Origin of the sequence: Flavobacterium pectinovorum (assembly GCF_006438875.1) — a bacterium.
In the GTDB taxonomy this organism is placed as follows: domain Bacteria; phylum Bacteroidota; class Bacteroidia; order Flavobacteriales; family Flavobacteriaceae; genus Flavobacterium; species Flavobacterium pectinovorum_A.
On the sequence record NZ_RCZH01000010.1, the window covers coordinates 138,994 to 152,224 of the forward strand.

The 13,231-nt window shown below is 34.2% G+C and carries 11 protein-coding genes; 3 read left to right on the forward strand and 8 right to left on the reverse strand.

What is annotated here, in order from left to right; translation table 11 throughout:
- Positions 1–243 precede the first annotated feature (243 nt).
- From EAH81_RS16060 to EAH81_RS16070, 3 genes are read right to left on the reverse strand one after another with little or no spacing between them, the layout of a single operon-like run.
- Positions 244–1,329, reverse strand: a complete 1,086-nt coding sequence (locus EAH81_RS16060) for an efflux RND transporter periplasmic adaptor subunit (RefSeq protein ID WP_140508918.1) — start codon at positions 1,327–1,329, stop codon at positions 244–246.
- Positions 1,319–4,603: an efflux RND transporter permease subunit gene (locus tag EAH81_RS16065; protein ID WP_140508920.1), complete on the reverse strand. Its 3,285-nt coding sequence runs from the start codon at positions 4,601–4,603 to the stop codon at positions 1,319–1,321. Before EAH81_RS16065 ends, EAH81_RS16060 begins: the two co-directional genes overlap by 11 nt.
- Before the next feature lie 12 nt (positions 4,604–4,615).
- On the reverse strand, positions 4,616–5,998 hold the full coding sequence (locus EAH81_RS16070) for a TolC family protein (protein WP_140508922.1): 1,383 nt from the start codon (positions 5,996–5,998) through the stop codon (positions 4,616–4,618).
- A gap of 165 nt (positions 5,999–6,163) precedes the next feature.
- Here EAH81_RS16070 and EAH81_RS16075 point away from each other — a divergent pair, with 165 nt between their 5' ends.
- The 3 genes from EAH81_RS16075 (at position 6,164) to EAH81_RS16085 (ending at position 8,453) form a co-directional block, all read left to right on the forward strand.
- Positions 6,164–7,204 (forward strand): sensor histidine kinase, encoded by a 1,041-nt coding sequence (locus EAH81_RS16075; protein WP_140508924.1) that lies wholly within the window; start codon positions 6,164–6,166, stop codon positions 7,202–7,204.
- Entirely contained in the window at positions 7,201–7,899 is a 699-nt protein-coding gene (locus EAH81_RS16080; RefSeq protein WP_140508926.1) for a LytR/AlgR family response regulator transcription factor, read from the forward strand. Before EAH81_RS16075 ends, EAH81_RS16080 begins: the two co-directional genes overlap by 4 nt.
- Positions 7,900–7,979: 80 nt before the next feature.
- Positions 7,980–8,453 (forward strand): PepSY domain-containing protein, encoded by a 474-nt coding sequence (locus EAH81_RS16085; RefSeq protein WP_140508927.1) that lies wholly within the window; start codon positions 7,980–7,982, stop codon positions 8,451–8,453.
- Positions 8,454–8,559: 106 nt separating this feature from the next.
- Here EAH81_RS16085 and EAH81_RS16090 read toward each other — a convergent pair whose 3' ends face one another.
- The 5 genes from EAH81_RS16090 to EAH81_RS16110 all read right to left on the reverse strand — a co-directional run bounded on the left by EAH81_RS16090 (position 8,560) and on the right by EAH81_RS16110 (position 13,022).
- On the reverse strand, positions 8,560–9,276 hold the full coding sequence (locus EAH81_RS16090) for a DUF4386 domain-containing protein (RefSeq protein ID WP_140508928.1): 717 nt from the start codon (positions 9,274–9,276) through the stop codon (positions 8,560–8,562).
- Between the two features lie 168 nt (positions 9,277–9,444).
- On the reverse strand, positions 9,445–10,209 hold the full coding sequence (locus EAH81_RS16095; protein WP_140508929.1) for an SDR family NAD(P)-dependent oxidoreductase: 765 nt from the start codon (positions 10,207–10,209) through the stop codon (positions 9,445–9,447).
- A 257-nt stretch (positions 10,210–10,466) separates the two neighbouring features.
- A complete protein-coding gene (locus EAH81_RS16100; protein ID WP_140508930.1) occupies positions 10,467–11,192 on the reverse strand; it encodes an SDR family oxidoreductase in 726 nt (241 codons plus the stop codon).
- A gap of 205 nt (positions 11,193–11,397) precedes the next feature.
- The gene (locus EAH81_RS16105; RefSeq protein WP_140508931.1) at positions 11,398–12,321 is read right to left on the reverse strand and encodes a helix-turn-helix domain-containing protein; all 924 of its coding nucleotides are present in this window, start codon (positions 12,319–12,321) and stop codon (positions 11,398–11,400) included.
- Between the two features lie 140 nt (positions 12,322–12,461).
- Positions 12,462–13,022: a 2'-5' RNA ligase family protein gene (locus tag EAH81_RS16110; RefSeq protein ID WP_140508932.1), complete on the reverse strand. Its 561-nt coding sequence runs from the start codon at positions 13,020–13,022 to the stop codon at positions 12,462–12,464.
- Between the last annotated feature and the right edge of the window lie 209 nt (positions 13,023–13,231).

The window sequence follows — 13,231 nt, forward strand, 5'->3', positions numbered from 1 at the left end:
ACTGGAAAAAGACAACGAAAACTTTGCGGCATTGCATCTTTACAAGTAATGACTTAATTAATTCAAAATAAGATTTTTAGATATTTCTTCGAGAATACAAAAACAAAAAAAAAAGGACGGCACTATATCAAGTACCGTCCTTTAAAGGAAAATTTGATTTACATTCTCTGATCTTTTCAGATTTTTGAATGCCGCATTAAGCGTACAGTTTTTGGTAAACTCCTATCGAAAGCTAAACGCAGGTTATTCGTTTATGATATCGCCTTCTTTAGTTTCTTCACTGGCAATTTTTACCAGTTTATCTTTAAGGTTCAAATCACCGAAGATTTCAATTTTATCATCGATTTCTCTGCCTTTTTTTACATCAACTCTTGTTGCTTTGTGGTTTACGACTTTGATCACAAAAAGACCTTCGGCAGAACTCACCAAAGCGGATTTTGGGATTACAAATGTGCTGTCTTTTGCGTTAAGCGGCAGCAGCACTTCGGCAACCATTCCTGGCAATAAATCTCCTTTTGTATTTTTAACATCCATTTCTACACGCTCTGAACGAAGTTTTAAATCCAGCGCTCCGGACATTCTGGTAATTGTAGCTTTAAAATTTTCAGGTAATGATTTTACATTAAAACTCATTTCGTCGCCATTGTGCAAATATCCTGTGTACAATTCCGGCACAGAAACTGCCAAACGCAATTTGTCTTGTTGCTGAATGGTCAATAAAGGCAAATCTGAACCTTTTCCTGCCGGACCAACAAATGTTCCTAAATTGACATTTCTTGCCGCTACAACTCCATCAAAAGGAGCACGAATTTCAAGATAACCTCTTATAATTGACACTTCTTTGTGGGCAGCAACAGCAGCTTGGTATTGTGCGTAATCTGAGTTTTTCTTTCCGCTTGCCATTTCCAGATCATTTTTAGATATAGTTCCTTCAACTTTACTTGTTTCGTACAAACGGTTGTACGTGCTTTTGCTTGTCGCATAAATAGCTTCCATAGATTTCAATCTAGATTCGGCTGCAGCCAATTGTGAGCTGATTTCCGGTGCTTCAAGAACGATCAAAAGCTGTCCTTTTTTTACTTTGGTACCAATATCTACTTTCAGTAATTTTACAAAACTGCTTACTTTAGCATATAAATCTACTTGTTGAAAACCTGTTATTTCGGCAGGTAAACGCAATTGGGTACTCAGTTTTTCTTTCTCTAAAGAAATTGTTTCTGTTTTAGGCTCAAGTTCTGCAACAGGAGCTTCTTCTTTTTTAGAATTACAACTGTTAAGGAAAAATAGTGCTGCGAAAATCAGCGCGCTAAATTGTATTTTATTTTTCATTTTTTGGATTTAATGATGAGATATAATGGATGCTTTCTTCGTCCTCAGGATCTAAAGAAACAGATTGTGTTGTTGTTTTTTCTTGTGCCCATGCAAAGATAAGTGGCAAGATAAGTAATACTGCAAAGGTCGAAAATAATAATCCACCAATTACGGCTCTACCTAACGGAGATACCTGATCGCCACCTTCGCCATGACCAATTGCCATTGGTAACATTCCGGCAATCATCGCTACAGAAGTCATGATAATTGGACGAAGACGCAAAGCCGCAGCTTCACGTGCCGATTCTAATGCATTGCCGTTCTTTTTACGTAATTGCTCGGCATTTGTAACCAATAAAACGGCATTTGCAATCGAAACCCCAACTGACATAATGATTCCCATATATGATTGTAAGTTTAGCGTAGAACCAGTAATCGTAAGCATTAATAACGCTCCTAAAACTACCGCAGGAACTGTGGTTAAAATTACCAACGAAACTTTGAACGACTGGAAATTAGCGGCTAACATTAAGAAGATTACAAATATGGCAACCAATAATCCTACTTGTAAACTGCTTAATGTTTCTACCAATACTTTACTCATTCCGATTGGAGTGATGAATAACCCCCTAGGTAATTCTCCCAACGAACTGATGGTTGCATCCACATCTTTTACTGCCGTACCTAAATCGGTCTGGCTAATGTTGGCTGTAACGGTAATGTATGGCATAGCCCCTAAATTGTCATTTTCGCCACTAACAAATCCCGGTGTAATTTTGGCAACGTCACTTAAAACCGGACGAAGTGAATTTTTTAATACCGGAATTTCTCCAATATCTGTTTTACTTTTCATTTGATTCAGCGGAACCTGAACCTGAACTGCATATGATAATCCTGCTCTTTCGTCGACCCAGGTATTTTTCTCTGTGTATCTTGACGATGAGGTCGATGCCACCAATGATCGTGATATGTCGTTCATGTCAACGCCAAGTTCGGCTGCGCGAGTTCTGTCGATATCAATATTCATTGCCGGATAATGAATTGGCTGACCAATTTGTACATCTCTGAAATAAGCGATTTTCTTCAATTTCTCGACAATTTGATTGGCGTAAAGCTCATTTCGTTTTTTGTCTTTTCCAGCAATTCGAACTTCGATTGGAGTAGGGGATCCCTGACTCAAAACTTTATCGGTAAGTTCGATTGGTTCAAAAGAAATTTTTACATCCGGAAGGGCTTTTTTAATTCGGGCTCTAAATTCGTCTTTAAAGTCGTCCATATCCGTATGATATTCTTTTAAACTCACCTGAAATACGGCTTCATGCGAACCTGCCATGAACAAATAAATTGGGTTTATCGAGAATAAAGACGGGTGTTGACCAACATATACAGAAGATATTCCGATGTGTTCTTTACCCACCATTTTTTGCAATTCTTTCAAAACTACAATTGCTTTTTCTTCGGTACGTTCCAGACGAGTTCCGTCAGGAGCACGCATTCTTAATTGAAACTGACTTGAATTTACTTTTGGAAAAACATCTTTTCCAATGAAATTTAGAAAGACAACCGCCAAAAGCGTAATTACGACCAAATACGTTAAACCAGCTGCTTTTTTATAAGGGAACAATCGATCCAGAGTTCGCATAAAACGGATTCTGAATTTCTCAAAAGCACCAATTTTTCCGTTGTTATTTGTATCGTCTTTTTCTACATATGCTTTTTTCTGAGTGATCAGATCTTTTTCAGATTCGGGAGTTAATCCACAATCATTAAATTCAGCTTCGTCATCTGTAATTTCCGGTCCATGCTGGTGTTTTTCATGACCTTTCATCAACCAGTTTGCCATAACAGGAACAAAAGTCTGAGAAAGTAAAAACGAAATTACCATTGAGAATCCAATCGCTAAGGCCAAAGGCAAGAACAACGCTCCCGGAATTCCAACCATTGTAAATGCCGGAGCAAATACAGCCAAAATACAAAGTAAGATCAATAATTTAGGCAAAGCAATTTCCTGACAAGCGTCCCAAATGGCGAGTGCCTTGGGTTTGCCCATATCGAGATGCTGGTGAATGTTTTCGATTGTTACCGTACTTTCATCCACCAAAATTCCAATTGCAAGAGCCAATCCGCTTAAAGACATTAAGTTGATTGTTTGCCCAAATAATTTCAGGAATAAAACTCCCGAAATAATAGAAATAGGAATGGTCATGATTACAATCAAAGCCGCACGTCTGTCACCAAGGAAAAGTAAAACCATTAATCCCGTTAAAACCGCTCCAATAATACCTTCAGTAATTAAACTTTTTACAGAGTTAATTACATAAACCGACTGGTCAAATTCATAAGATAATTTTACATCTTCCGGTAATGTACTTTGAATTTTAGGAAGCTCTGCTTTTAATTTCTGAACCACATCCCAGGTCGAAGCATCTCCGGCTTTTGCAATACTAATATAAACCGAACGTTTTCCGTTTACCAAAGCATAACCAGCCGTAATATCTGCACCATCTTTTACAGTGGCAACATCACCTAATTTTAAGTTTTGAACGCTTCCTTTAAACAACGGAATATTTTCAAAATCCTTAACTTCTTTAATTGTATTATTTGTTGGCGTAATGTAGTTTTTATCGCCTATTCTCACGTTTCCGGATGGAGCCGTTTGGTTGTTTACACGAATCGCTTCAACAATTTGATCCGGTGTCATATTGTGTGAACGCAATAAATCCGGATCTACGTTAACCTCAATAGTTCTTGGGCTTCCACCGAAAGGTGACGGAGAAAGTAAACCGGGAATCGAAGTAAAAGAAGCACGAACATAAACGTTGGCTAAATCCTGCAATTCATTATTTGATCTGATTTTACTGCTCAAAACCAATTGTCCAATTGGCAATGAAGAAGCATCAAAACGAATAATAAACGGCGGCTGTGTTCCCGGAGGAAATGCCGCCTGAATTCTGTTCGAAAGTGAACTTAATTCGGCCGCAGCCTGAGCCATATTTGTATTCTCATAATAGGTTAATTTCATAATCATTAACCCTTGAATATTCTTGGTTTCAACAGATTTTACACCATTTGCAAAGGGTAAAATGTTGACGTAGTTTTTAGCAAAATAAGCTTCCATCTGGTCTGGCGTATAACCTCCAAAAGGATGCGCAATATAGATAACCGGCAAGTTCATTTTAGGAAGAATATCTACCTTGATGTCCTGTATGGCACTAATTCCGAAGAAAAATAGACCCGCAACCAATACTAATATGGAGATGGGTTTGCGGAGTGCAAAACGTATTAAATTCATTAGGATCTATAATTAAAATTCATTTATAAATAAGTCAAAATTGCCCGTCGCGGCTACTTTTAGCAAATACGATTGCCATACATTGTTGTTGACAATATCACGGTCAATTTCGGCACGATTTAGCGTATATAAGGTTTGAGTAATATCTGTTAAATCAGTCAGACCATTTTTGTATAAAGTTGATTTTTGTATGTACGCTCTTTTTGCTGCATCAACCTGTATTGGTGCTTCGGCAAAATTGTCAAGCGTGATTTTTATCTTATCATCAGCCAATGCCAATTGAGACTTTAATTCTCTATCAACCTGATTGTATTCTTCTTGTAAACCTTGCGATACAAATTTTTGACCACTTACCTGTTTGCTTGCTCTAAACGGAGTTGTAAGGTTCCAGCTAATTCCAATTCCAACCAAATAATTGGTACGATCCGGATTTACACCATCCCAATAATTTCTATTGAAAGAATTTTGATCCGTAACATAATCGCTATTAAATCCTGAAGCACGCGTTTGCAAAACTCCAAAAGCGCTCATTGTAGGATAATAAAAACGTTTGTATAATTTCGTTTGCTGATTGCTGTAATCAATCTTTGTTTTATAATATTGAAGTAATGGATGCAAGCTATCTGAAGCAATTCCTGTCAAAATTTCTCTCGGGATTTGATTTACAAATAAAGTATCTGTAGCAAAATCCTGAGGTGCAACGCCCATCAAATCAACTAATTTGTTGTTTTGTTCCTTGACGAAATTTTTAGCCAGATTTAAGGCAATTTTGGCTTTAGAAACTTCGGCTGTAGCCAAAGTAGAATCTACACCCGCCAATAATCCGTTTTTAACACGTGCTACGGCAGTTTTCTTGAAAACTTCGGCACGGCTTAAATTCTTTTCCTGGGAAATCAATAAACGCTGGCTTGCCAATAAATTTAGGTAAGCGGCAGAAATTCTAATTTCTTGTTGAAATTGTTCTTGTTTTAAGTCGTTTTCTTTAGTTCGAACGTCGATTTTAGCCAAATTGATTTTTTCCTGTATCTTTCCAAAGGTGAAAAAATCCCAGTTCATGTTGACTAGATACAAAGCACCAAAGGCAGAGTTCCAGTTTTGGTCCGGCAATGCAGGTCCGGAAGAAGCAGTTCCTAAACCGTTAAAACCATAAAGAGCACCATTTTGACCGTTGATGGTTCCGTAATCCTGTTGTGCCGATAAGTTAAGATTTGGCAGATAATCACGCTTGGATTGTTTGAGCGTTTCGCGCGATGCATTGGTGTAATTGCTTTTTGCTTTGATGGAACCGTAGTTTTCCAAACCTGTTTTAATAGCTTCTTTTAAAGACAAAGTTTGTGCATAACTACCACAAGCAAAAATCAAGAAAACTAACAAAGTAATTTTTTTGAAGTACATAAAATTAGTGGTATGAATTTGATCTCCCAAAATTATTTCTCTTACGCGGATAAAAGCCTTCTTAAATGATGTAATACGGTTATAAATGACCAATTGAATTTGTCATTTAATGGAAATAAAAACTAAAAATTTGTGCTTAATTTGTAAACTATTTAAGTTTTAAAAATGAATAAAAAATTTGATAACATATTGGACAACAAATGGTGGCAGGAAATTGCCGTTGTTGCCTTTTCATTTACAATCTATACATTAAAAAATGACTGGATGTTATTTAGTTCTTTTGTATCCATTTTAATGGGCATATTTTTCTACTTTATTTTATACATGCATGCCCAATTTAATCGATTTTTTCTGTTGCCGATTCTTTTCAAGACCCAACGTCCCCTTACTTATATATTCTTAACCCTTTTTGGAGTATTTGTCTTTTCTTTGATTTTATATGAAATTACAAAGTTTGATATGTTTAGCAATTGTCGCCTGTATCAAAACTCACATCAACGAAGTTATGTTTATCAATTGGCAAGTGTTTTGGGGACTTTAGTTTGTATTTTAAGTCCTATAATTGTTTTTAAATTCTACAGAATTCACAGAAAGAAAACGGAAGAAACGTTATTATTCAACGAAATGCAGCTGAATTCTTTGAAAGGACAATTGAATCCTCATTTTTTATTCAATACCTTTAATACGCTTTACGGAATTAGTTTAGAATTTCCGGACAGAACGCCGGATTTGATCATGAAAGTTTCGCAATTAATGCGGTATCAATTGGAAAGTAATAGTAAAAAATGTGTTTCTCTGGAAGATGAACTCGAGTTTATAAACAGTTATGTACAACTTGAAAAAGAAAGAGTAGGGTATCGCTGCGAAATCACTTATGATTGCAAAATCGATAACGAAAATGCTTATAAAGTTTCGCCAATGTTGCTGATTGCTTTTATCGAAAATGCCTTTAAACACGGAACTTGCGCGATTGAAAAATGTTATGTCAGAATTTTTATTACGGTCGAAAAAGGACAATTACATCTTCATCTTGTAAATTCAATTCCGACTAAAAAAACAGATGTTGTTTCGACTAAAATAGGTTTAAAAAACACCATAGAACGTTTGAATCTCATCTACGGAAAAGACTACAAACTAGACATTCAGGACGATAAAAATACTTATATTGTAGATTTGAAATTGCAATTGAAAAAGTTTGTAGAATGAAAGAACCTAAAAAATGTATAATTGTAGATGATGAACCGGCAGCACATTATGTGTTGGCGAATTATATCAAGCAAAATCCGCAATTAGAGTTGGTTTTTCAGGGCTATAATGGTATCGAAGCAATGGATTATTTACGTGAAAATCCAGTCGATTTGATGTTTTTGGATATCAATATGCCGGAGATTTCAGGAATGGAATTATTAAAGATTATTCCAACGCATCCTAAAACGATTCTAACAACAGCCTATTCTGAATATGCTCTTGAAAGTTATGATTATGGTGTGATAGATTATCTTTTAAAGCCTATTTATTTTCCTAGATTTTTGAAAGCAGTCGATCGTTTTTTTGCTACTGAAACTGTAAAAGCAAAAACAGAAGAAGCAATTGTAAATTCTGTAAGCGTCAAAGTTGATGGTTATTTTATGGACATCGAATTAGATCAGCTTTTGTTTGCCCAAAGTTTTGGCAATTATGTAAAGTTACACACCATAAAAAGAACATATTTGGCATCGATTACAACAAGTGAATTAGAAAAATGCCTGCCCGAAAAGAGTTTTATGCGCATTCATAAATCATATATAGTGGCATTGGATAAAATTGATACCACAGAAAAAGATTTTGTAATTATTAAAAATGAGAAGCTTCCAATAGGTATTACTTATAAAAGAGAGCTGTCTGATAGATTAAAAAAATAGCTTATTCTTTAAAAGTTCTTTTTTCCTGTTAAAAAAAACGTAATTTTATTGAAAGTATTATTAATGTAAAAATCGGATTTATGAAAAAAACATTTTTAATTTTAATTTTTCTTTGCAGTTACCTTTTAACAGCGCAAAGTCAAATTGCTCCAAATACTGTAGTTACGCCACCGGAAAAAGTTTTATTTACTTTTCAAAAGGAATATCCGGGAAAAGTTGCCGTTTGGACCTTAAAATATGTTGGCGATGATGATGATGAAATCAGATATGAAGGAAAGTTCAAAACAAATGAAAATACAGAGTCGTTGGCAGTTTATGATAATCTGGGAGTTTTAAAAGCATTTGAAACGCAGATTCCGTTAAGCATGCTTCCGCAGAAAGCTCAAAGTTATTTAAAGAAAAATTATCCGCCAAAAGCTATTCGCGAAATTGCTGTAGTGGTAGACGATAAAAACAAAACCACTTATGAAGTTGGTATAGAAAAAGACTCAAAATTTTATGATGTTGTTTTTGATAAAAACGGCGGTTTTGATGTCATTGTTCAAAAAGATTAAGAAGACTTACTAATTCAATATATTTGAAAATGAGAAACCCGACTTGTTTATTTAAACTTGTCGGGTTTTGATTTTTAATTATGTATTTATTTTTTATCAGAAACGATTACGAAACGACTAATTTTTCCTTCCACTTTGTGAGATTTACGCCTTTAAAAATAAGCCATAGTGTAAGGCTTAATTCTGCAATAATACAAGGAAACAATAAAACAAAATTGGAAAACTGTGGTGCCACAATTGAAGCAAAACTGTTTATTAAGTAACAAAATCCAGCAATTACCATTAGAAAGCCTAACGTTTTTGGAAAATAACCGGACTTATAAATTAAGTATCCTTCAATTAAACATACAAAGCCAAAAAAGATCAAACCAATTCCAAACCCGTAGCCATGCAATTTTATCGAAAGATAAGATAATGTATGCAATTGATCAGGACTGAAAGATTTTAAATATTCGGAATCTCCTAAGAAGAATAAAGCTGCCAGAAGATTTAATTTATTGGCAGCCAAAACGGCTGTTTGTATCAAGTTAAAAGATAAATTTAGGAGCGCAAGCTTTTTATTTACAGGTTTGAGGAGATAATAAAGTATAATCATTACCGGCAAATCACAAATATGCATAATTAAATCGGCGCTAATACCTAATCTCCACAAAAACTCAGAATGAATAATATTGTTTGCCGTGGCGGTCGCATCTCCATAAACAATTAATTTATTTCTAACAAAGACTTCAGCGAACAGGCCTATTAGGATAATAATTAAATATAATAATCCTGCTATTCGTGCATAAAATTGAGGAGAAGTTTCAAAATTTTTTGGTTTCATATTTTGATTAGTTTAAGATAAGACGCCTGTAGGATTAAATTGTTACAAGTCCGTGATATTTTATGAAACGTTTTAATTAAGCATAAAAAAACCCGAAAGTTTTATTCTGAACTATTTCAGGGTAAAACTTTCGGGTTTAATTCCGTTTTAATGGAGAATAGAATTGAATTACAAATTCATTCCGCCGGAAACTTCAATTCTTTGTGCGTTTACCCAACGGGCATCTTCGGTGCATAAAAAGGCAACAACTCCACCAATATCATCCGGTAAACCAACTCTTCCTAAAGCAGTTAATGCTGCTAAGTTTTTGTTTAATTGCTCATTGTCACGAACAACTCCACCACCAAAATCAGTTTCGATTGCACCCGGAGCCACAACATTTGCTCTGATTTTTCTTTCACCCAATTCTTTTGCCTGATATTTAGTCAATGTTTCAATAGCGCCTTTCATAGAAGCATAAGCCGCATAACCTGGGAAAGAAAATCTTGCCAAACCAGTTGAAATATTGACAATTCCGCCGCCGTCATTCATTACGTTTAGTGCTTTTTGCGTCAAAAAGAAAGGTCCTTTAAATTGAATATTGGTCAATTGATCAAACTCAGCTTCAGTTGTTCCAATGAAAGAATTGTGAATTCCGATTCCCGCATTATTCACCAGAAAATCAAATTTATCAGTTTTAAAAGTATTTTTTAAAGTTTCAGAAACACCTGCAAAAAAGCTGTCAAATGTTCCCGAATCTGCAACATTCAATTGAAGTGAAGCTGCTTTTTGTCCTAAACTTTCAATTTCTTTGACAACTGAGTCACCTTCGTCTTTTTTACTGTTATACGTAATGATAACATCTATTCCTTTTTTTGCAATTGCGATTGCCATATTTTTTCCTAAACCTCTGCTACCGCCTGTAACCAAAGCTATTTTTGTGTTTATTGCCATTTTTTATTTTTTAATTATTATTAATTGTATGGAAATTTTTGCCACAGATTAGAAGATTAAATAGATTTAAAAATCTGCTCAATCTGCAAAATCTGCGAGAGAAAATTAAACACATAGAAACATAGAGTAAAAAAATTTAAAGATATTTGACTCAAAATAAATATATTACATCTTTTGAAATATCATGATTTCTAAATATTTTTAATTTTTAATTCTCAATTTTTAATTAAATCTATGTTTCTATGTGTTTAAAATTATTAGTTTCCGTGTAAAGCCTCAAATGATGCTTTCAATTCCGGAACACTTGCGTTAAGTCTTGTTTCGCTGGTTCCAAAAGTAAGTTCGTTTTTTCCATCCTTTAATTGTTCGAAAATGGATACGATAAAATCACTCACACTTGGATGTGCGTCATGTAAACCAACACCTCCAAGATCTGTATTTAATGCCGGCGGAATGATTTCGATTACTTCAATATTTTTCTCTTTTAATAAATGGCGAAGTGATATCGAAAACGAACGAAAAAATGCTTTTGTAGCTGAGTAAACCGGAACTTTGGCAAAAGGCGAAAATGCCAATCCCGAAGTTACATTCATTACCGTAGTAAGCGATTTTAACTGAATAAATAATGAAGTTAAATGTATTGGAGCTTCAATATTGGTAGCGATTTCTTCTTTTGCGCTTTTATAGAAACCCGGATCATTAACCGAAACCCATTTTTGAATTCCTGCGTTGTTTACCAGAACATTCAAATCGCTGTGATTATCCGTAATCCAATCATAAAGAGCTACACGTTCAGCTTCAACTGCTAAGTCACATACTTTTGTAATTACAGTTGGGAATTTTGCTTTTACTTCTTCCAAAGCAGATTCACGTCGACCAATAATAATTACAGTATTGTTTTCTTGTATAAATCTTTCGGTAAACCCAAGTCCAATTCCGGTTGCGCCACCTGTTATTAAAATTTTGTTGTTTGATAAGTTCATCTTTTTTGATCTTTTAAATTGATTAAACAAAGGTAGGAGCAAAGTAGTGTTGGAGAGTTGTAAATATCAAACCGAAGTTTGTAAAATTCAAACCAGGGGAAATTAAATTCCAATTATTAATCCCGAAGCTTCGGGACCAAATTAAAAAGTCTATAATCTACAATCTATAATCTAAAGTCTACAATCTAAAGTCTACAATCTAAAATTAACTACGAAAAGCTAAAGGCGTAAATGTTGTTTGTTTTTTAAAGAAGTTAGAAAAGTGCGCCAATTCTTCAAAACCCAATGAAAAAGCAATCTCAGAGATATTCCAATCCGTTTGTTTTAAAAGGATCTTGGCTTCGTTTGTTAATCGGTTAGTGATTAATTCTGTAGTTGTTTTTCCAGTGTTTTCCTTTAAAACTTTGTTTAAATGATTGACATGCACTGATAATCTTTCGGCGAAATCTTTGGCAGTTCTAAGTTCTAAACGTTGGTTTGGTGATTCTATTGGGAATTGCCTTTCCAATAATTCAGCAAATAAAGAAGAAACTCTCGTAGCCGAATTATGTTTAGAATACAATGCTGTTATAGGTTGTAATTTTTGTCCAAAATGAATTAACTCAGCAACATAATTCCGAATCAAATCATATTTATAGATATAATCAGAGTTGATTTCTTTTTGTATTTTGTTGAAAATCAATTCTACTTCTGCAACTTCTTCATCTGTAAGCTGAAAAATCGGATATCCGTCTGAAGCAAAAATTGGAAGTTCATCTAAGTCGATTCCGCTTTTGTTTTTCGATAAAAACTCACTGGTAAACACACAAAATTGTCCCGATTGATTGGTGTCTTGCGGCAAATAATTATAGGGGATTTTTGGAGTTGCAAATAAAAGTCCTTGTTTTTCAATTTCTATTATTTTGTCTGCATATTCGGCTCTGTTATTCCCTTTTATCAAACTTATTTTATAATAAGCTCGTCGGTCATAAGGCATACTAGGTTTTTCTTTTAGTCTTTCATAAAGCTCTTTTATATCAAAAACATTAAAGTGACCTATTTCTTTTTTAATGTCGTTGGGTAATAAGGAACTTGGTTCAATAGTTGAGCCTTGGGTGATTTCTTCGTAAAATGAATCTAGTGATTTCATAAGAGTAAATTGTAAAATTCAAATATACGAAAAATTTTTCACGCTGATTTATTTGCCACGAAGACACTAAGGCGCAAAGTTTATTTGCATTGTTCTTTATTAAAAAAACTTTGCGCCTTAGTGTCTTCGTGGCAAAATCACTAAAACAAACTCCCCTGAACAAGCTCAGGCTGAGGATTACTGCCAAATGGAAAAGTATCAATTACAAAAAACTGCTTTTTAATTGGATCAAATTCCCTTAAAACAATATTATCACACAAAAAGTCCATATCGATTGTGGTAAACATATGGCTCGCTATTTTAAGACTTTCGGGCGTTAATTTTCGTCCGATAGAAATATGAGGATCATTGCTTTTTATTAGGTTTGGAAGCTGCAATGCGTCCTGAGTTTTTTTCATTATGGGTTTTAGATTCATTTTAGAATCTTCATTTGGAGAAATAAAAAAAGCGCCGTTGTCATAAGAATCATAATGATCTAAATGTACTGGAAATGGCGTAAATGTATCGCAGATTTTAATGATTTTCTGTTTGAATTTATCTATCTGAGATTCTTCAATTTTGAATTCGCAAATCGTGATATGCGCCACAGAATTTTTACTGTTAAACCAACCAACCTTAAGCGCCAAAAATTCTTTCATTTCTTTGATCAAATCAATTACAGCTTGAGAAGGATGAATCACGATAGAATATTTCTTTTCCATTTTATATTGATTTGCTTAGAAAATAGTTTTGCTCCGATCCGGATCTATGTCTTTTTTGAAATGAATTTCCTTATTACTAAATAGATTAAAAAAAGGAATAATATAATTCCTAAATAAAAAGATATAATAATTGCAAAATAAGATATATAATATATGAAATGAGCAAAATCACTATTATAAAGATCAAAGTACCTTACTAAAAAGCTAAA

Coding starts and splice junctions, on each gene's coding strand:
- EAH81_RS16060 (WP_140508918.1), bottom strand. CDS start 1,329: ATGAAAAATAAAATACAATTTAGCGCGCTGATTTTCGCAGCACTATTT.
- EAH81_RS16065 (WP_140508920.1), bottom strand. CDS start 4,603: ATGAATTTAATACGTTTTGCACTCCGCAAACCCATCTCCATATTAGTA.
- EAH81_RS16070 (WP_140508922.1), bottom strand. CDS start 5,998: ATGTACTTCAAAAAAATTACTTTGTTAGTTTTCTTGATTTTTGCTTGT.
- EAH81_RS16075 (WP_140508924.1), top strand. CDS start 6,164: ATGAATAAAAAATTTGATAACATATTGGACAACAAATGGTGGCAGGAA.
- EAH81_RS16080 (WP_140508926.1), top strand. CDS start 7,201: ATGAAAGAACCTAAAAAATGTATAATTGTAGATGATGAACCGGCAGCA.
- EAH81_RS16085 (WP_140508927.1), top strand. CDS start 7,980: ATGAAAAAAACATTTTTAATTTTAATTTTTCTTTGCAGTTACCTTTTA.
- EAH81_RS16090 (WP_140508928.1), bottom strand. CDS start 9,276: ATGAAACCAAAAAATTTTGAAACTTCTCCTCAATTTTATGCACGAATA.
- EAH81_RS16095 (WP_140508929.1), bottom strand. CDS start 10,209: ATGGCAATAAACACAAAAATAGCTTTGGTTACAGGCGGTAGCAGAGGT.
- EAH81_RS16100 (WP_140508930.1), bottom strand. CDS start 11,192: ATGAACTTATCAAACAACAAAATTTTAATAACAGGTGGCGCAACCGGA.
- EAH81_RS16105 (WP_140508931.1), bottom strand. CDS start 12,321: ATGAAATCACTAGATTCATTTTACGAAGAAATCACCCAAGGCTCAACT.
- EAH81_RS16110 (WP_140508932.1), bottom strand. CDS start 13,022: ATGGAAAAGAAATATTCTATCGTGATTCATCCTTCTCAAGCTGTAATT.